This is a genomic window from Rhodococcus gordoniae (genome assembly GCF_001646655.1).
Taxonomy (GTDB): domain Bacteria; phylum Actinomycetota; class Actinomycetes; order Mycobacteriales; family Mycobacteriaceae; genus Rhodococcus; species Rhodococcus gordoniae.
This window is the reverse complement of record NZ_LPZN01000003.1, coordinates 374,666-392,287: the sequence shown is the minus strand read 5'-3', so window position 1 is coordinate 392,287 and position 17,622 is coordinate 374,666. Positions and strand designations below refer to the sequence as shown.

General features: G+C 68.8%; 18 protein-coding genes. 9 read left to right on the top strand and 9 right to left on the bottom strand.

The features are described from left to right. Nucleotides 1-65: 65 nt before the first annotated feature. Nucleotides 66-833 carry a VTT domain-containing protein gene (locus A8G18_RS03600; protein ID WP_016932317.1) on the bottom strand — a complete coding sequence of 256 codons (768 nt, stop codon included), beginning with the start codon at nucleotides 831-833 and terminating at the stop codon, nucleotides 66-68. Between the two features lie 138 nt (nucleotides 834-971). On the opposite strand from A8G18_RS03600, the gene fbaA reads away from it, so the two are divergent. Then, nucleotides 972-2,009 (top strand): class II fructose-bisphosphate aldolase, encoded by a 1,038-nt coding sequence (gene fbaA / locus A8G18_RS03595; RefSeq protein ID WP_064062729.1) that lies wholly within the window; start codon nucleotides 972-974, stop codon nucleotides 2,007-2,009. Nucleotides 2,010-2,148: 139 nt separating this feature from the next. Here fbaA and A8G18_RS03590 read toward each other — a convergent pair whose 3' ends face one another. Continuing rightward, nucleotides 2,149-3,135 (bottom strand): Rv0361 family membrane protein, encoded by a 987-nt coding sequence (locus tag A8G18_RS03590; RefSeq protein ID WP_064062728.1) that lies wholly within the window; start codon nucleotides 3,133-3,135, stop codon nucleotides 2,149-2,151. A gap of 79 nt (nucleotides 3,136-3,214) precedes the next feature. On the opposite strand from A8G18_RS03590, the gene A8G18_RS03585 reads away from it, so the two are divergent. From A8G18_RS03585 to A8G18_RS03575, 3 genes are all read left to right on the top strand, one after another. Next, a complete protein-coding gene (locus tag A8G18_RS03585; protein ID WP_064062727.1) occupies nucleotides 3,215-3,631 on the top strand; it encodes a DUF3151 domain-containing protein in 417 nt (138 codons plus the stop codon). A gap of 12 nt (nucleotides 3,632-3,643) precedes the next feature. Then, nucleotides 3,644-4,807 carry an FUSC family protein gene (locus A8G18_RS03580; RefSeq protein ID WP_172506060.1) on the top strand — a complete coding sequence of 388 codons (1,164 nt, stop codon included), beginning with the start codon at nucleotides 3,644-3,646 and terminating at the stop codon, nucleotides 4,805-4,807. 97 nt (nucleotides 4,808-4,904) lie between these two features. Then, a complete protein-coding gene (locus A8G18_RS03575) occupies nucleotides 4,905-5,834 on the top strand; it encodes a cation diffusion facilitator family transporter (RefSeq protein WP_064062726.1) in 930 nt (309 codons plus the stop codon). A 1-nt stretch (nucleotide 5,835) separates the two neighbouring features. Here A8G18_RS03575 and A8G18_RS03570 read toward each other — a convergent pair whose 3' ends face one another. Continuing rightward, a complete protein-coding gene (locus A8G18_RS03570) occupies nucleotides 5,836-6,384 on the bottom strand; it encodes a histidine phosphatase family protein (RefSeq protein ID WP_084421424.1) in 549 nt (182 codons plus the stop codon). 204 nt (nucleotides 6,385-6,588) lie between these two features. On the opposite strand from A8G18_RS03570, the gene A8G18_RS03565 reads away from it, so the two are divergent. The 4 genes from A8G18_RS03565 to A8G18_RS22290 are packed head-to-tail and all read left to right on the top strand — an operon-like array spanning nucleotide 6,589 to nucleotide 9,878. Then, nucleotides 6,589-6,783 (top strand): CbtB domain-containing protein, encoded by a 195-nt coding sequence (locus tag A8G18_RS03565; RefSeq protein ID WP_016932310.1) that lies wholly within the window; start codon nucleotides 6,589-6,591, stop codon nucleotides 6,781-6,783. Nucleotides 6,784-6,797: 14 nt separating this feature from the next. Continuing rightward, complete coding sequence (locus A8G18_RS03560) at nucleotides 6,798-7,568, top strand: CbtA family protein (RefSeq protein ID WP_115311498.1); 771 nt, start codon at nucleotides 6,798-6,800, stop codon at nucleotides 7,566-7,568. 4 nt (nucleotides 7,569-7,572) lie between these two features. Continuing rightward, nucleotides 7,573-9,051, top strand: a complete 1,479-nt coding sequence (locus A8G18_RS03555; protein ID WP_064062723.1) for a cobyric acid synthase — start codon at nucleotides 7,573-7,575, stop codon at nucleotides 9,049-9,051. Continuing rightward, nucleotides 9,048-9,878, top strand: a complete 831-nt coding sequence (locus A8G18_RS22290) for a cobalt-precorrin-6A reductase (protein ID WP_084421421.1) — start codon at nucleotides 9,048-9,050, stop codon at nucleotides 9,876-9,878. Before A8G18_RS03555 ends, A8G18_RS22290 begins: the two co-directional genes overlap by 4 nt. Here the strand turns inward: A8G18_RS22290 and A8G18_RS03545 are convergent. After that, a complete protein-coding gene (locus A8G18_RS03545; protein ID WP_016932306.1) occupies nucleotides 9,781-10,329 on the bottom strand; it encodes a hypothetical protein in 549 nt (182 codons plus the stop codon). The two genes, A8G18_RS22290 and A8G18_RS03545, sit on opposite strands and share 98 nt — an antisense overlap. Before the next feature lie 99 nt (nucleotides 10,330-10,428). Beyond that, the gene (locus A8G18_RS03540) at nucleotides 10,429-10,950 is read right to left on the bottom strand and encodes an Rv2732c family membrane protein (protein WP_064062721.1); all 522 of its coding nucleotides are present in this window, start codon (nucleotides 10,948-10,950) and stop codon (nucleotides 10,429-10,431) included. Nucleotides 10,951-11,051: 101 nt separating this feature from the next. Here A8G18_RS03540 and A8G18_RS03535 point away from each other — a divergent pair, with 101 nt between their 5' ends. Then, nucleotides 11,052-11,753 (top strand): haloacid dehalogenase type II, encoded by a 702-nt coding sequence (locus tag A8G18_RS03535; RefSeq protein WP_064062720.1) that lies wholly within the window; start codon nucleotides 11,052-11,054, stop codon nucleotides 11,751-11,753. Nucleotides 11,754-11,813: 60 nt separating this feature from the next. Here the strand turns inward: A8G18_RS03535 and A8G18_RS03530 are convergent, their stop codons facing one another. The 4 genes from A8G18_RS03530 to A8G18_RS03515 are packed head-to-tail and all read right to left on the bottom strand — an operon-like array spanning nucleotide 11,814 to nucleotide 17,609. Continuing rightward, a complete protein-coding gene (locus A8G18_RS03530) occupies nucleotides 11,814-12,734 on the bottom strand; it encodes a cobalamin biosynthesis protein (protein WP_064062791.1) in 921 nt (306 codons plus the stop codon). Continuing rightward, complete coding sequence (gene cobBC / locus A8G18_RS03525; RefSeq protein ID WP_064062792.1) at nucleotides 12,731-15,106, bottom strand: bifunctional hydrogenobyrinic acid a,c-diamide synthase/histidinol phosphate aminotransferase CobBC; 2,376 nt, start codon at nucleotides 15,104-15,106, stop codon at nucleotides 12,731-12,733. Before cobBC ends, A8G18_RS03530 begins: the two co-directional genes overlap by 4 nt. Beyond that, nucleotides 15,103-15,717 (bottom strand): cob(I)yrinic acid a,c-diamide adenosyltransferase, encoded by a 615-nt coding sequence (cobO, locus tag A8G18_RS03520; protein ID WP_064062719.1) that lies wholly within the window; start codon nucleotides 15,715-15,717, stop codon nucleotides 15,103-15,105. The genes cobBC and cobO overlap by 4 nt, the downstream gene beginning before the upstream one ends. After that, nucleotides 15,717-17,609 carry a VWA domain-containing protein gene (locus tag A8G18_RS03515; protein WP_245207766.1) on the bottom strand — a complete coding sequence of 631 codons (1,893 nt, stop codon included), beginning with the start codon at nucleotides 17,607-17,609 and terminating at the stop codon, nucleotides 15,717-15,719. The genes cobO and A8G18_RS03515 overlap by 1 nt, the downstream gene beginning before the upstream one ends. Between the last annotated feature and the right edge of the window lie 13 nt (nucleotides 17,610-17,622).

The following is a 17,622-nucleotide window of genomic DNA, read 5'->3' as shown; positions in this document are numbered from 1 at the left end:
GCGGGAATCCACCTTCCGAGGTGTGCGGACCGTTCCTACCCGGACCGTTCCTGGTCGGACTCGTCCTACTTGGACTCGAGCCGGTTGATCGGCATGGTCGCGTCGTCGACCTCGGCGACCGGCGCCCGGCCGTTCTTGGCCCGACGCGAGCTGAGCATGCGCTTGCCGACCTCGGTGATGATCGGGATGACCGAGACGAACACGATGCCCAGGAAGATGATGTCGATGTTGTCGGCGATGAAGCTGATCTGTCCCAGCAGGTAGCCGAGCAGCGTCACGCCGGCGCCCCACACGATGCCGCCGATGACGTTGTAGGTGATGAACACGCGGTAGGGCATCTTCGCGGCGCCCGCGACGAGCGGGGCATAGGTACGCACGATCGGCACGAAACGTGCCAGGAAGATCATCGCGGGTCCGTGGCGCAGGAAGAAGCGGTGCGCCTCGTCGATGTAGTCCTGCTTGAAGAGCTTCGCATCCGGCTTGAACAGCCTGGTTCCGCCCTTCGCGCCGATGAGATAGCCGACCTGGTCGCCGAGGACCGCCGCGATCGGGATCGTCACCATGAGCACCCACAGTGGGGCGAACGGTTCGACCTCCGCCGACTTGGCCGCTGCGATCAGGCCCGCGGTGAACAGCAGCGAGTCGCCGGGCAGCAGCGGGAACAGCAGGCCGGATTCGATGAACACCACGAGCAGCAGCCCGATGAGCATCCAGGTCCCGAACGAATTGAGCAGATTGACAGGATCCAGAAACCCCGGTAGCAGGGCCAGATTGGTCACGGACTCCGAGGCTTCGAGCACAGTCACGCGGTCCAGGGTACCGGCGGCGTCCACCTCTCCCCGAATCCCGACACCCCCCGGGACGGCCCGAGTATCGAGCGGGCGTCTCACTTGACATACTGCAAGGACAACCCGGGCACCCACCCTATCCCGGTGGGATGCCCATCGACTCTCATCTGGAGGACAGCCGCTGTGCCTATCGCGACTCCCGAGGTCTACGCCGAGATGCTGGCCCGCGCCAAGGAGCACTCCTTCGCGTTCCCGGCGATCAACTGCACCTCGTCCGAAACGATCAACGCCGCCATCAAGGGCTTCGCGGACGCCGGCAGCGACGGCATCATCCAGTTCTCGACCGGTGGCGCCGAGTTCGGCTCGGGCCTGGGTGTGAAGGACATGGTCACCGGTGCCGTCGCGCTTGCCGAGTTCGCGCACGTCGTCGCCGAGAAGTACGACGTGACCATCGCCCTCCATACCGACCACTGTCCGAAGGACAAGCTCGACGGCTTCGTCCGCCCGCTCATGGCGATCTCCCAGGAGCGCGTGAACAACGGACAGAACCCGCTGTTCCAGTCGCACATGTGGGACGGCTCGGCCGTTCCGATCGACGAGAACCTCGAGATCGCCCAGGAGCTCCTCGCTGCCGCCAAGGCCGCGAAGATCATCCTCGAGATCGAGATCGGTGTCGTCGGCGGTGAAGAGGACGGCGTCGAGAACGCCATCAACGACAAGCTCTACACCACGGTCGAGGACTTCGAGAAGACCGTCGACGCGCTCGGCGCCGGCGACAAGGGCCAGTACCTGCTCGCCGCGACCTTCGGCAACGTCCACGGCGTCTACAAGCCGGGCAACGTCAAGCTCAAGCCGTCCGTCCTCGCCGAGGGCCAGGCCGTCGCGTCGAAGAAGCTGGGTCTGCCGGCGGGCTCGAAGCCGTTCGACCTCGTCTTCCACGGCGGCTCGGGCTCACTGAAGTCGGAGATCGACGAGGCGCTGAGTTACGGCGTCGTGAAGATGAACGTCGACACCGACACGCAGTACGCGTTCACCCGCCCGATCGCGGCACACATGTTCAGCAACTACGACGGTGTGCTCAAGATCGACGGCGAGGTCGGCAACAAGAAGACCTACGACCCGCGCAGCTACCTGAAGAAGGCCGAGGCGTCCATGACGCAGCGTGTCATCGAAGCCTGCAACGACCTCAAGTCGGCGGGACGCTCGGTCTCGGCCAAGTAGGAAACCACCGCTGCACGCAGGGCGCCGACGTTCTCGTCGGCGCCCTGCGTCGTCCGGTCGGTGCGCAGGCGCCGTCGCGACACGCCGAGTGCATCGACGACTTCTGCGCGTTCGGCGCCGCCGTCGGTCGGGGCTGCCGTTATTCGCTGCAGACCTTCCATTGCTCGCCGTCGAGGGCGAGATCGAAGGTGCGGTCGGTGACATCGGACGGATTGTTCGCGGTGTGCGCGGTGACCTGGGCGATCGCGGTGCTGTCGGTGATCTGGATGCGATCGACGCTCGTCACCACCGGAATCTCACCCTGCTCGACGGCGAGTCGATGGATGTCGCGGAAGTTCTGCGGTTCGACCGTCGCGTAGAAGTCGGAGAGCGCTCCGCAGGTCGACTCCTGCAGGGTCGCGAGGTCGCCCGATTCGAGTGCTCCGACGAAGGTGTCGATGCTCGAGCGGATGCGGCTCTCGGGGGAGTTGTCGGCGCGTTGCTGCACGAACACCACCACCGCGGCCACGGCGATCGCCACCACCACCAGCGCGGCTACCGCCCCTGCGGCTCCCAGCCACCGTCGGCGTCCCTTGTCGCGTGCGGGCGGGATGCGCGTGGGTGTGGGCTGGACCGCCACCCGGACAGGCTCGGGCTGCGCCGGCGGTTCCTCACCGCGCGGCGCGATGCGCTGCGGTGGCGCTTTGGGCACATGGTTGCGAACGGGGATCTGCACCGTCGGCATATCGGCGACGTCGGGCGCGGGTTCGGGCTCGGGAGCCGGGCGGGACTCGACGGCCTTCCGCTCGACGACGGGCATCGCCACGGTCTCGTCCGTGGCGATGCTCTCGTTCGTGTCGCTCTCGTTCGTGTCTGCTGTCTCGTCCGCATCCGCATCCGGGGGCGTGGCGTCGGCATCCGGCTTCCCGGTTTCGTCGGAGACGGGGGTTTCCGGCTCGTCGGCGGCTGCACGCCGATCTGCCGTGCCCACCACGACGGACTCGGTCTGCCCGAGGGTCGCCACCTCCCGCTCCCCGGGGGAAATCACCTTGTCGGCAGGCTCGTTCTCCGTATCCCCGTCCGGTGTTCCCACATCCGGGGTCGTCGAAGTCTTCTCGGGTGTCTCTTCGTTCTTCGGGTCCGACAACGTGCTGCACCTCGCTCGACGGCCTGCGGTTACCCGGGGACTCTATCGAGCCTTTGCGGCGGGAGGGCAGAATGACCCCATGACGTCTTTCGGTGACCTTCTCGGACCTCAGCCCACCCTGCTCCCCGGCGACGACGACGCGGAGTCGGCCCTGCTGAACAACGAGGACCCGGCGAAGGTCGCAGCCGACCATCCCACCGCCTCGATCGCATGGGCGTACCTCGCCGAGGCCGCACTCGACGGTGGCGAGACGATCGCCGCCTACGCCTACGCACGCACCGGATACCACCGCGGTCTCGACCAGCTGCGTCGCAACGGCTGGAAGGGCTTCGGTCCCGTGCCCTACAGCCACGAACCCAACCGCGGCTTCCTCCGTTGCGTCGCCGTGCTCGCCCGGGCCGCGAAGACGATCGGCGAGACGGACGAACACGCCCGCTGCCTGGACCTGCTCGAGGACTGCGACCCGCGGGCAGCGGAAGCTCTGGGCGTCGAATAGACGCCGCCGTACATGTCTGTGGCCAACAGACTGTCCGTCGCGGCCAGACGCCGTCCCACCCGCCGAGGAGCCCGTAGGCGCCTGACCGACTCGTTCGAACGGCTGCGTTCGTCGGCGCTGCCGATCATCCAGTGCGCGCTGGCGGCGGGTCTGGCGTGGTGGGTGGCGAAGGATCTGGTCGGTCACGCCCAGCCCTTCTTCGCGCCCATCGCGGCAGTCGTCTCCCTCGGGCTCGGTCTCGGCGCCCGGTTGCGGCGTTCCGTCGAACTGGTCTGCGGTGTGACCGTCGGGATCGGCGTGGGCGACCTGCTCGTCTCGCTGATCGGCAGCGGACCGTGGCAGATCGCGCTCGTCGTGACGATCGCGATGAGTACGGCGGTCGCGTTGAACAGCGGCCCGATCTTCGCGATGCAGGCCGGGAACTCCGCGGTGCTCGTGGCGACGCTGTTGCCGCCCGGTGGCACAGGGGGGCCCGATCGCATGGTCGACGCCCTGGTCGGGGGTCTCACGGGGATCGCGGTCGTCGCCATGATCCCCACCCATCCGGTGCGGCGTGCCCGGCGCAACGCCGCCGAGGTCCTCGCGACGGCGAGCGAAGTCCTGAGGAAGGTCGAGGCCGGGCTCGTCGAGAACAATCCGAAACCGATCGAGGACGCACTCAAGCAGGCGCGGGCCACCCAGCCCGCGATCGACACGATGCGCACCCACCTCACGGGCGGACGGGAGATCAGCCGGATCTCGCCCCTCTACTGGAACAGTCGGGGCAGACTCGCGGTGCTCGCCGCCGCAGCCGATCCCATCGACCACGCGATGCGCAACATCCGGGTGCTCGCGCGCCGGTCGCTGACCCTCGTCCGCGACGACGAGATCCTCGATCCGCGGCTCGTGCAGCGTTTCGTCGAGGTGGCCGATGCGGTGGACGTGCTCCGCGGGATGGTTCTGGCGGAGCCGGGGGAGCAGCCCGATCAGGCCGAGGCCGCGCGTGTGCTGCGCAGCATCGCCAAGAAGATGGATCCCGACCTCATCGCCGGGGCGGGGGTGTCGGCGACGGTGGTGTTCGCGCAGATGAGGTCGTTGATCGTGGACTTGCTGCAGACCGCCGGACTCAAGCGGATCTCCGCGATCGCGACCCTTCCGCCCACCGTCGAACACCCGGCCTACGACCCGGACGAATAGGGCCTCGGACAGGTCCTCCACCCACGCCGGGCACCTGGCGTTGAAACATATGCGCATTCATGCATACGATGGCCCGAGGTTTCGGAGAGGGAGATCGATGGGTTCGGGTCACGGGCACTCACACGGCGTCGGCAATGGTCACGGTCGCGGGGCCGGTCCCACGCGCGGCGTCATCCGGCGCATGGGCTTCGCGCTGGGCATCCTCGGCGCGTTCTTCGTGCTCGAGGCGTTCGTCGGTCTCCTGATCGGATCCCTCGCACTCCTCGCCGACGCGGGGCACATGCTCACCGACGTCGTCGGGGTGTCCATGGGCATGGTCGCCCTCGTTCTGGCCCGGCGTGGAAGTGCCGCCGCTTCGCGTACTTTCGGCTGGCACCGCGCCGAGGTCCTCACCGCGATGGTCAACGCAGTGCTGCTGCTCGGCGTCGCGGGATGGGTCTTCTACGAGGCGATCGACCGCATCGGGGACGCCCCCGAACTCCCCGGTTTCCCCATGATCGTCACCGCCCTCGCGGGACTCGCCGCAAACATCGTCGTGATGCTCATGCTCCGGGCCGACGCGAAGGACAGCATCGCGGTGCGCGGCGCCTACATGGAGGTGCTCGCCGACGCCGTCGGATCGGTCGGCGTCCTCATCGCAGGCGCACTCGTCATGATCTTCGGCTGGAGCCTCGCCGACGTCGTCGTCGGTGTGCTCATCTCCCTGTGGGTCGTGCCGCGCGCACTGCGACTGGCTGCCGAGTCGCTCCGGATTCTCACCCAGACCTCGCCCGCGCACCTCGACGTCGACCTCCTGCGCACCGACCTGCTCGCGCTGCCCGGCGTGTGCGGCGTGCACGACCTGCACGTGTGGACGCTGACCACCGGCATGGACGTCGCCACCGTGCATCTCGTCAGCGACCACGACCCGCAGTGGATCCTCGACTCGGCGCGCACCGCGCTGTCGTCGCACGGGCTCGAGCACGCAACCGTCCAGGTGGAATCGACGGTCGACGGGAAGCAGTGCGAGAAGGACGTGACGTGGTAGCTCACCGCGGGAATCGGTTCGGCCGCAACGTCCACCGGCCCGGTCGGCCGTGCAACCGGACGACGTCCAGAGGCCGCACGTCGACCCGCCAGAACGCGGCCGCCGGAGCGTCGAGAGCGCACACCGTCGCGGCCCGGACGACCGCGGGGTGGGTCACCGCTGCGACACGTTCGTAGCCGTCGCCCTGTGCCGCCAGCCAGGTGTAGACCCGGCCGAGCAGGTCTTCCACGGATTCGCCGCCGTGCGGTGCTGCCGCCGGATCGGTCAGCCACTCCTCCAACTCGCTCTCGGGTACGTCGTCCATCGCAGATCCGGCCCACGTGCCGTAGTCGAGCTCGCGTAGGGCAGGGTCGATCTCGGCGGGGAACCCGAAGGCGTGGACGGTGTCGACCGTGCGTCGCTCCGGTGCACACACCCACCGGTCGACGACCGGTGCGGAGGCGCGCTCGAGTTCGCGTCGGCCTCTGTCCGAGAGCGGCTCGTCGCAGGGGAATCGGGCCTGTTCCGTCGCACAGGTGGATGCATGTGCGACGAGAAACAATCGGGGCACGGCAGGTATGTCCTTTCCGCTTGACATCGCCGACCGAGCGGTGCGAAGGTTCGTCGGTAACGATGTGCCGAGGTGTAGGCAATCCGGTGGGAAACCGGAGCGGTCGCGCCACTGTAACCGGAGAACGCGAGATCTTCGGAAGCCAGAAAACTCCCGCGGCACATGACGGAATCGAATGGGACGCGAAATCCCTGGAGGATTGTCATGGCTGTTGTCCATACACCCGGCGAGTCGCTCGGCTCTGCCGCACTCGCAGTGGCTCTCGCCGCAGTGATCGTGGCGGCATTTCTCGTTCTCTATCTGGTCGGATTCGATCAGGGCGCGATCTCGCGCACCGGCATGTTCATGCACGAACTGATGCACGACGGCCGGCACCTGCTCGGTCTTCCGTGCCATTGAGAACGGGAATCACGATGCCCGGAACCTACACCCGGTTGTTACTGAGGGGCCTGCTCGCCGGACTCGTCGCGGGTCTGCTCGCGGGCGGTGTCGCCTTCGTCGTCGGCGAACCTCACATCGAATCGGCGATCGCGCTCGAAGAGGCTGCAGGCGAATCGCATTCGCACGATCACGATCATGCGACGGCCGCGGGCGAATCCCACGGTCACAGTCACGGCGACGATGCTCTCGTCGGCCGTACCGGCCAGAAGGTGGGGTTGTTCCTCGCGACCGGCCTGGCGGGTCTCGCGCTCGGTGCCCTCTACGCGTCGGTGCTGCACTTCGCGCGCCGTCTCACCGATATGCCGGGCTGGAAGCTCGGGCTGGTCGGTGCGGCCGGGGCGTGGCTGGCGATCGAAGCGGTTCCGTTCCTGAAGTATCCGGCCAACCCGCCGGCCGTCGGCGATCCCGCCACGATCGATCAGCGCACTCTGCTGTGGCTCGCCTCGGTGGTCCTCGGACTCGTCGCGATCGCCGTTGCCGTGGCGGTGGCCAAGGCGCTCGCCACCCAGGATCTGCACACCGTCCGCATCGCCGGTCCCGCAGTCGCATTCCTCGTCGTGGTGGGCCTGGGATATCTCGCGTTGCCGAGCGTCGACGAGGTCGGGGAAGGCTTCCCCGCAACGCTGCTGTGGGAGTTCCGGGTGGCGTCGTTCACCGTGCAGCTCACTCTGTGGACGACGCTGGGCGTGGTCTTCGCCTACCTCACCGAACGCGCCTCCCGTCGCGTGCCGATTCCGGCCTGACCGCATGGGTTCGGGCCTGCTCGTCGCCGGAACGACTTCGGATGCAGGGAAATCCGTTGTCGTCACCGGGATCTGCCGATCCTTGTTGCGGCGCGGCCTGAAGGTCGCGCCGTTCAAGGCGCAGAACATGTCGAACAACTCGATGGTGACGAACGAGGGCGCGGAGATCGGTCGCGCTCAGTGGATCCAGGCGGTGGCCGCACGCGCGATCCCGGAGGCCGCGATGAACCCGGTACTGCTCAAACCCGGTAGCGACCGGCGCAGCCACGTCGTCGTCCTCGGCCGGCCGGCCGGTGTGCTGGAAGCGGGCGAATTCGCCGGTGGTCGACGGCATCTCGCCGAGGCGGCGTTCGGCGCGTTCGACGATCTCCGCGACCGGTTCGACGTGGTGGTGTGCGAAGGTGCCGGTAGCGCGGCGGAGATCAACCTGCGTGCCCACGACTACGTGAACATGGGACTGGCACGGCATGGTTCGATGCCCACCGTCGTCGTCGGCGATATCGACCGCGGTGGCGTTTTCGCATCGATGTACGGCACGCTGGCTCTGCTCGACGCCGCGGATCAACAGTTGGTCCGCGGCTTCGTGATCAACAAGTTCCGTGGCGACGTCTCGCTCCTGAAGCCCGGGCTGGATTCGCTCGAACAGCTCACCGGCCGCCCGGTAGTGGGTGTGCTGCCGTGGCAGCGCGACCTGTGGCTCGACTCCGAGGACTCGCTCGCCCTCACCTCCCGTCCCGCGCACGACGGCGACGGCGCCGTGACCATCGGTGTCGTGATGCTGCCGCGCGTCAGCAATTTCACGGACGTCGACGCGTTGTGCCTGGAGCCGGATGTGCGGGTTCGTTTCGTCGACGATCCCCGGGCGCTCGCCGGAACCGATGTGGTGATCGTGCCCGGAACCCGCGCGACCCTGGCGGATCTCGCGTGGCTTCGTTCGCGGGGTCTCGACACCGCCATCGTGGAACACGCGAACCGGGGTTACCCGGTCCTCGGTATCTGCGGGGGATTCCAGATGCTCGGTACGCACATCGACGATCCGCACGGTGTCGAAGGTGTGCCCGGCGCGCACGCGGCGGGCCTCGGACTGCTCCCGGTGCGCACCACGTTCGGCCCGGCCAAGGTTCTGCGGTTACCCCGGGGTTCGGCCTTGGACGCCGCTGCCTCCGGATACGAGATCCATCACGGACGCATCACCGTCGACGGCGGCACGGACTTCCTCGGTGGCGTACGGGTGGATTCGGTGTTCGGCACCATGTGGCACGGTGCCCTCGAAGGGGATGCTCTGCGGTGGGCGTGGCTGCACGAGGTCGCCGCGGCGGTGGGTCGTGAGATCCGTACCGGCGAGGTGAGTTTCCCGGCTGCACGCGAGTCCCGCATCGAGGCACTCGCCGACCTCGTCGACGAACACCTCGACATGGATGCCCTGCTCGACATGCTGTCCGACGAGCGGACCCTGCCGGTGCTGACGGGGACTCTGCGGTGACGGTCCTGATCCTGGGTGGAACCGGTGAAGCACGCGCGCTCGCCGCTGCTCTGGACGACGACGCGATCGAGTTCGAGTCCTCACTCGCGGGCCGGGTCCGCAACCCGCGCCTGCCCGTCGGCCCGGTACGCATCGGAGGGTTCGGTGGCGCCGAGGGCCTCGCCCGGTACCTGAGCGAGCGCGGTATCCGAGCCGTCGTCGACGCCACCCATCCGTTCGCAGCCGGCATCAGTGCGAACGCCGCTGCGGCATGCACCGTGGCACACGTGCCGTTGCTGCGTCTGCAGAGGCCCGGCTGGCACGACCGGCACGGTCGGTGGACGTGGGTCGACGACCACCACGCCGCGGCCCGTAACGCCGCGACCGGCCGGCGGATCTTCCTCAGTACGGGACGGCAGACGCTCGACCGCTTCGTCGGGCCGCTCGCTGCACACGACGTGCTCGTCCGCGTCGTCGACCCCGTGACGACCGACGTGCCGCCGAGTTGGTCGGTGCTGCTCGGGCGCGGCCCCTACACCAGGGACGACGAACGGAAGCTTCTGCTCGACAACAGGATCGACACGCTCGTCACGAAAGACTCCGGTGGTTCGTTCACCCGCGGCAAACTCGACGCGGCGGACGAGCTGGGCGTGCGCGTGATCGTCGTGCGCCGGCCTGCCGCGCCCCACGGGGTCGCCACGGTGGATTCCGTGACGACGGCGCGGGACTGGGTTCTCCGAGTCTCGGAGGTCAGACCTGCGGACCTTCGGAACGCAGATCGTCGACCTTTTTCATCGCTTCCCGCAGTTCCTGGAGCCACTGCTCCGAGTGCCGGCCTACGAGCCTGACGGTCCACTTCAGTGCGTCGGAACGGGACCGTGCGACCCCCGCGTCGACGAGAGTGTCGAGTACCTTCCGCTCGGGTTGGCGCAGCCGTGTCATGACCGGGACGGCGAGGTGGGTGAACAGGGCGGTGCGGTCGCCGATCTTCACCCCCCAGGCCACCTTGCGGCCGTAGCGGGCCTCGGCCTCGTCGGCGATGCGCATCCGGTCGGCGCGTGTGGTCTCGCGGAACCGAGCGATGCGTCCGTCGATCTCGGTGTCGCTCGCGCCGTCGGGTACCCCGAGGGGGCCGACGACGAAGATTTCCTCCCTGTCGATCTCGATGTCGGGCTGTCCGGTGAACCAGTCGTCGGGGAGCCTGCCGGCGAACCACTCGGCGGCATCGCTCGCGTCGGGGACGTCGGCCTGCTGCCAACCGCCCGTTCGTCCGAATCCGTGGATGTGTGAATGTCGCATGATGTCCTCCCGGGGACGCGACCGGGGTGCGTGTTGCACTGATTACAGTGTTGCACCGAAGGTGTGATGCGCGCCACTGTGAAGTTGCTGGACGCGAGATCAGCGGTCGTGCCGGGGTGTCAGAACTCCGGCCGTGATCGGAGGATCGCTGCGCAGGGGAGCGGTGGAGAGTACGACAGGCAGCCACACCGCAGTGGAGGCGATCACGGCGCCCCAGCACAGGTACAGGCCCACATGCGGTGCGTGTGGGGTGTGGGCGACCATCCCGGCCTGCGACCAGACGGCGAACAGCCCCACCATCGACGCCGCGCCCGAACCGAGCATCGCGATCGCTGCGGCACCCCAGCGACGACGGAGCAACGCGACGAGCGGTACGAGGATGCCGAACACCACCACGAAAGCGTCGAAGATCCGCACCGGCAGGGCGACGGAGTCGGAATCCCAGCGCACGAGGGTCGTCAGAGACGTCACGGACGTGGCCTGCGGAAGCAGCAGACCTACCACCAGCAGCGCGACACATCCCGCCAGGATCCGGACGCGTGAGCGGCCGACGGTCACCTCACCGGCGACGCGGTGTTCGATGCGATCGAGATCGTGACGGAATTCGGCCAGGTCGTCCATGGTGTACCCCCGAAGGCGCGACGCTTCGGTCCCAGTATGCGACGCGGGTCACACCGGCGTGGGGTCTTCGGCGGGCTCGTTTCGGGAGGACGTGACCGGGCATGCTCCGGAGCGTGAGCCGATACGACGCGTACATCTTCGACGTGCAGGGCACCCTGATGGACTTCTACACCCCGGTCACCCGCGCGGTGGCCGATGCCCTCGGACCGGATGCCGATCCGGCGACCGTGGGCGACCTGGTCCGGGCCTGGAGGAAGGACTACTACGAGCGCATCCTCCGTCTCGACCAGTCGGTGGAGAACTGGTATCGCGTGCAGGACTCCTACGTCGACGGACTCGGCGACGTGTGTGAGCAGTTCGGGATCGAGCTTCCGGACGATGTGCGCATCGAGACGGCGCGGGCATGGCAACGCCTCGAAGCGTGGCCGGACGTGCGACCCGGACTGAAGGAACTCCGTTCGCAGGCCGTCGTGGCGACCCTGTCGAACACCGATATGGCCACGATGGTGACACTCTTCCGCGACCGGCAACTCGAGGCCGACGTCATCCTCACGGCCGAACTGTTCGGCGCCTTCAAACCCGAGCACTTCCTCTACGAACGCACCTGCCGTTATCTCGGAGTCGATCCGTCCCGCGCGGCGATGGTCGCCTCGCATCCCTACGACCTCCGCGCCGCCCGCGAGGTCGGTCTGAACACCGTCTTCGTGTACCGGCCGCTCGAGAACGGACGCCTCGAGGACGCGGTCGACGACACCGACGGCGAATTCGACCATCGCATCGACGACCTGCGCCACATGCCGTGACACCTGTGTCCTCGGGCGGGAAACCACCGACAAGACCGGGGGCGAAGGGTCGGGAAGGAGCTATCGACGGCACGCGAGCGCGACGGCGACTGCCGTCACCAGGGCGCCGATTTCCACCTTCGAGGCGAGCCGAGCGGTCCGTCCGATATCGCTCGGCGACGGCGCAGGCCCGTCGCCGAGCGTGCCGCGGTCCTCGACCACTCCGTGATAGACGTTCGCGCCGCCGAGCCTGATGCCGAGAGCGCCGGCGAACGCCGCCTCGACCGGTCCGGCGTTCGGACTCGGATGCTGGTGCGCGTCCCGCCGCCACGCACCCATCGCACCCCGAGAGTCGTCCCCCAGCGCCGCGGCCAGCAGAGCCGTCAGCCGCGCCGGGGCAAGGTTGAGCAGGTCGTCGAACCGCGCCGAGGCCCATCCGAACCGTTCGAGACGCGGCGTGCGGTGGCCGACACGCGCGTCGAGGGTGTTCGCGGCCCGGTAGCCGAGCAGGCCGGCGGGACCGAGGATCGCGCCCCACCACAGCGGCGCGACGACGGCGTCGGAGGTGTTCTCGGCAACCGACTCGATCGTGGCGCGGGCGATCCCGTTCTCGTCGAGCCGGGACGGGTCGCGACCCACCAGGTGGGTCACCTGCCGCCGCGCCGCGGCGAGATCACCCTCGCGCAGCTGGGCATCGATCGTCCGGGCCTCGTGCCCGAGCGAACGGCCCCCGAGCACGATCCAGGTCGCGAGCGCGGTGACCGCGATCGACAGCACCGGGCGACGGCGGGTCGCGCGGTCGGCGACGTACCCCACCGCTCCGACGGAACCCACCAGCACCGAGGTGAAGACCACCCCGGAGGCACGGTTGTCGGCATAGAGCCGGCTCTCGGTGGCGCGCGCCAACGTCCCGAAGCCGCTCACGGGATGCCACCGCTGCGGATCGCCGAAGACCTGGTCGGCGGCGTAACCGAGCACCAGCCCGAGGGCCCTGTGTTTCACAGGATCGTTCTCCACGCCTCGACGAGCGCCCCCGTGGTGGCGGCATCACGCACCGCGATGCGCACCCACTCGTCTCCGAGACCGGGGAAGGTATCGCCGCGACGCAGCGCGAAGCCCCTCTCCCGAAGCTTCTCCCGAGTCCCCTCGGATACCTCCGCCAACACGAACGGGGCCGTAGCGGCCGGGACCACGCGGATCCCGAGACCGGAGAGCGCGTCGACGAGAACCGCCCTGTCGGCGACGATCTCCCGGGCGATGACGGCGGTCTCGCGTGCCGCCTCGTCGGACGCGCACGCGATCATCGCGGCCGCGGCGGGACTCGACACCGACCAGGGTGGTTGCTGCACAGCGAGATCCGCGACCACCTCGCGGTCGCCGACGACATATCCGGCGCGCAGGCCCGGGATCGCCCAGGTCTTGGTGAGCGACCGCAACACCACGAGCCCCGGAACGGGCCGGTCCGTCAGCGAGTCCGTCTCGCCCGGAACGGCGTCCATGAACGCCTCGTCGACGACGACGACCCGTCCCGGTCGCACCAGTGCCAGGAGCGTGCCGGACGGATGCAGCACCGAGGTGGGATTGGTGGGATTGCCGACGACGACCAGGTCGGCGTCCTCCGGAACCGCAGCCGGATCGAGGACGAACCCGTCCTCGCGGCGCAGCACGACCCGCGTGACGCGATGCCCGGCCACCCGCAGCGCCGCTTCCGGTTCGGTGAACTGCGGGTGCACCACCACCGGTCTCCGCCATGCTCGCGCCCTGGCGATCAGCGTGAACGCCTCGGCGCCTCCGGCCGTCGGGAGAACCTCGTCGAGGCTGCGGCCGTGGCGGACGGAAAGGGCGGCGCGGGCGTCGCTCGGGTCGGGATAACGATCGAGACGGTCGAGCGAGGAACGCAGGGCGTCGTCGAGCCAGGCCGGTCGTGGCCGGCGCGAGACGTTGACGGCCAGGTCGACCAGGCCTTCGGTCGCGTCGCGGTCGCCGTGATGGTGCAGGTCGGGTTCGTGTGTTCGACGACGTGCCGGTGTGGAGACGGGTTCGGGCGCGGGTTCCGCTGCCTGTGCGGCGTCTGCAAATCGTCGTGCGAGCTCGGGATGGCCGGCCCAGTGCGTGTGCAGATACGAGGCGTGCACGGTCGCGGTCGCGACGCCGTCCGGCCGGCCGTCGAGCAGCCACGCCGGGGACGCGCCGGAATCGACCACGGTGCGGTGGAATTCGTGGCCGGTGACGCGGCTGCCGGCAGGAGCGAGAAGAGTGTCCTGCGGGGCGATCGCCGTGCGGTAGCCGAGTGTCAGGCGCGGTGTCATCCGCGCCGAGGCGTCGAGCGCGCCCACCATCTCGTGCCCGTCGACGTCACGACCGAGATAGAGCAGACCGGCACATTCGGCGACGGTCGGAACCCCCGCCGCGATCGCGTCGCGCAGGTGCGCGCGTAGAGGCGCGTTCGCGGCGAGGTCGGCGGCATGTACCTCGGGGAAGCCCCCACCGAGGTAGATGCCTGCGGTGCCGGCGGGAAGCCGTTCGTCACGGAGCGGGTCGAATGCCACGGGCCGGCATCCGTGGGCTCGCAGCAGTTCCTCGGTCTCGGTGTACCGGAAGGTGAAGGCCCGGCCACCGGCGACGGCGATCACCGGTCCGTTCTCCGCGGAGGATCCCGGATCCCAGGCCGTGGCGGAAAGGTCCGGTGCCATCGAGGCGATACCGACGATCTCACCGAGGTCGATGTGCTCGGCGATCTGCGCCGCGAGCCGATCGACCTGCGCTGTCGCCTCACCGCGTTCCTCGGCCGGCACGAGTCCGAGATGCCGTGAAGGGACGGTGATGCCGTCGTCGCGGCCGAGGACTCCGAGGACCGGGATGCCGGTCGGTTCGAGAGCGCGGATCACCTCGTCCGAATGTCGCCGGGATCCGGCCTTGTTCAGGATCACACCGGCGATCCGGGTGCCGCGATCGTAGGACGCCATGCCGTGCACGATCGCCGCGATCGACCGGGAGGCGTGCGAGACGTCGACGACGAGGATCACCGGCGCGGACAGCAGGGCCGCGGTATGGGCGGTGGACGCGTACCCGTCGGTGCCGATCATCCCGTCGTACAACCCCATGACGCCTTCGATCACGGCGATGTCCGCGCCGGCGGCGCCGTGCAGGAAGAGGGGGGCGACGAGGTCTTCGCCGACGAGGTGCGGGTCGAGATTGCGACCGGGCCGCCCGGTGGCGAGCGAGTGGTAACCGGGATCGATGTAGTCGGGACCGATCTTGTGGCCCGACACGATGTGTCCGGCCCGTCGCAGAGCGGCCATGAGACCGGTGGCGACAGTCGTCTTGCCGTGCCCGGACGCGGGTGCGGCGACGACCACACGTGGAACTCTCACCACTCGATCCCTCGCTGGCCCTTCTGCCCCGCGTCCATCGGATGCTTCACCTTCGTCATCTCCGTCACGAGGTCGGCGACCTCGACGAGCTTCGGATGGGCCCGGCGACCCGTGATCATCACGTGCTGGCGCCCCGGTCGCGAGGTCAACGTCTCGACGACCTCGTCGATATCGATCCAGCCCCAGTCGATCGGATACGTGAACTCGTCCAGCACGTACAACCCGTGCTGTTCCACGGCGAGACGTCGCTGGATCTCGCGCCACCCGGCGAGCGCATCGGCGGCGTGATCCTCCTCGGTGCCCTCCTTACGCGACCACGACCAGCCCGACCCCATCTTGTGCCACTCGATGGGACCACCGGTACCCCGCTCGTCGTGCAGGCCGGCGAGAGTCTCGAAGGCAGTCTGCTCGCCGAGTCGCCACTTGGCGGACTTGACGAACTGGAAGACGGCGACCGACCATCCCTGGTTCCATCCCCGCAGAGCGAGACCGAAAGCCGCTGTCGACTTTCCTTTTCCGTCACCGGTGTTGACCATCAGCAGAGGCCGGTTGCGACGCTGGCGGGTGGTGAGACCGTCGTCGGGCACGACGGTGGGTTGTCCCTGGGGCATCAGGCGGCCCTTTCCCTGACGATTCCGGCAAGTGCGTCGGCGTCCACCTCACCGACGGGTACATACTCGGCACCGAGGCGCTCGGCCAGACGCATCGCGAGCCCCATCCGGAACCGGCCGGTCTCGGAGTCCACGACGACCGACGAGATTCCCTGAGCGGCAATCACGTCCGCGGCCTCGAGCGAACGACGGACGGCGTCGGGGCCGGCGGTGGCGCGACCGTCGGTGACCACGACGAGAAGCGTGCGGCGATCGGGATCGCGCAGCGAATGGCGCCGCACGGTTTCGGCCGCCTCGATCAGGCCCTCGGCCAGCGGCGTGCGTCCGCCGGCGGGGAGTTCCTGCAGGCGCGCGGCGGCCACGTCCACCGAATTCGTCGGCGGCAGCACGACCGTCGCTCCGGTGCCGCGGAAGGTCACGAGACCGACGGTGTCGCGGCGACGGTAGGCATCGAGCAGCAACGACAGGACTGCCGTCTTGACCTGGACCATGCGATTGCGTGCCGCCATCGAGCCGGAGGCATCGACGCACAGCAGCACCAGATTGGCCTCGCGGCCTTCGACGATCTTCCGGCGAAGCTGCCAACCGTCCTTGTCGGCGAACGCCGTGGTGCGAATCGTCGCAGGCAGGTGGACGGGACCGGAATCGCCGCGGCGGCTGCCCACGGTACGGCCGATCGTGGTGACCGCCCGCGACCGGCGACCGGCCGCACCGTGTCCGACCCGGTCGACGGAGAACACCCTGGTGCGATACGGATCCGATGCCGACGACAGCGTGGAGGACGATCGGCCGGCCGAGTCGGAGGACACATCGCCCGCAGTCTCGCCGGGTGCGCTCTCACCGCCACCGGGATCGTCGGGGCCCGGATCGGGATCCGGGTCGGTGTCGTCCTCGCCCAGCAGTTCGTCGAGTAGATCCTCGCTGCTCGTGGGTGCATCGAAGGGATTGCGCCGCCGCCGATGCGGCAATGCCAGCCGCGCCGCTGCCGCGATGTCCTCGCGCGTCACTTCGGTACGCCCGTGCCACGCCGCGTGTGCGATCGCGGTGCGAGCGGTGACGAGGTCGGCGCGCATGCCGTCCACGTCGAAGGCCGCGCACACCTCGGCGATCGAGACCAGCGCGTCGTCGCTCAGCACGACCTGCGGGACGAGTTCGCGCGCGGCGACGATGCCTCGTGACCATTCGGCGTCCCGATCCGCCCACCGGGCGGTGAATCCGGCGGGATCGGCGTCGAAGGCCATCCGCCGCCGCACGATCTCGGCACGCACCTGCGGGTCGCGGGGCGCGGCCACGTCGACGGCGAGCCCGAAACGGTCGAGGAGTTGCGGACGCAGTTCGCCTTCTTCGGGATTCATCGTTCCGACCAGCACGAACCGGGAAGCGTGTTCGACGGACACACCGTCACGTTCGACGGTGGAGCGGCCCATCGCGGCGGCGTCGAGCAGCAGGTCCACCAGGTGGTCGTGCAGGAGGTTGACCTCGTCGACGTACAGCACACCCCGATGGGCGAGGGCCAGGAGACCGGGTTCGTACTCGGCCCTGCGTTCGGACAGCGCCTTGCCGAGATGCAGCGAGCCGGTGACGCGATCCTCCGCCGCCCCGACGGGTAGTTCCACGAGCCGCACCGGCCGGAGATGCGCGGCCGCATCGGCAGGGTGAGGGCCGTCCGGACAGGACGGATCGGGTGCGGTCGGATCGCACGAGAACCGACATCCCTCGACGACGGTGACCGGCGGCAACAGTGCGGCGTGCGCACGCACCGTCGTCGATTTCGCGGTGCCCTTCTCGCCGCGTACCAGCACACCGCCGATCGACGGCGACACCGCACACAGGGTCAGGGCCAGCGCGAGGTCGTCGGAACCGACCACCGCACCGAACGGATACACGTGCACTTCGACCTCCACA

What these genes read in the sequence shown, in the direction of transcription:
- A8G18_RS03535 (WP_064062720.1), top strand. Translation starts at nt 11,052, where the DNA reads ATGCTCCGGAGCGTGAGCCGATACGACGCGTACATCTTCGACGTGCAG.
- A8G18_RS03585 (WP_064062727.1), top strand. Translation starts at nt 3,215, where the DNA reads ATGACGTCTTTCGGTGACCTTCTCGGACCTCAGCCCACCCTGCTCCCC.
- A8G18_RS03540 (WP_064062721.1), bottom strand. Translation starts at nt 10,950, where the DNA reads ATGGACGACCTGGCCGAATTCCGTCACGATCTCGATCGCATCGAACAC.
- cobO (WP_064062719.1), bottom strand. Translation starts at nt 15,717, where the DNA reads ATGCCCCAGGGACAACCCACCGTCGTGCCCGACGACGGTCTCACCACC.
- A8G18_RS03565 (WP_016932310.1), top strand. Translation starts at nt 6,589, where the DNA reads ATGGCTGTTGTCCATACACCCGGCGAGTCGCTCGGCTCTGCCGCACTC.
- A8G18_RS03555 (WP_064062723.1), top strand. Translation starts at nt 7,573, where the DNA reads ATGGGTTCGGGCCTGCTCGTCGCCGGAACGACTTCGGATGCAGGGAAA.
- A8G18_RS03580 (WP_172506060.1), top strand. Translation starts at nt 3,644, where the DNA reads ATGTCTGTGGCCAACAGACTGTCCGTCGCGGCCAGACGCCGTCCCACC.
- A8G18_RS03560 (WP_115311498.1), top strand. Translation starts at nt 6,798, where the DNA reads ATGCCCGGAACCTACACCCGGTTGTTACTGAGGGGCCTGCTCGCCGGA.
- A8G18_RS03575 (WP_064062726.1), top strand. Translation starts at nt 4,905, where the DNA reads ATGGGTTCGGGTCACGGGCACTCACACGGCGTCGGCAATGGTCACGGT.
- A8G18_RS03545 (WP_016932306.1), bottom strand. Translation starts at nt 10,329, where the DNA reads ATGCGACATTCACACATCCACGGATTCGGACGAACGGGCGGTTGGCAG.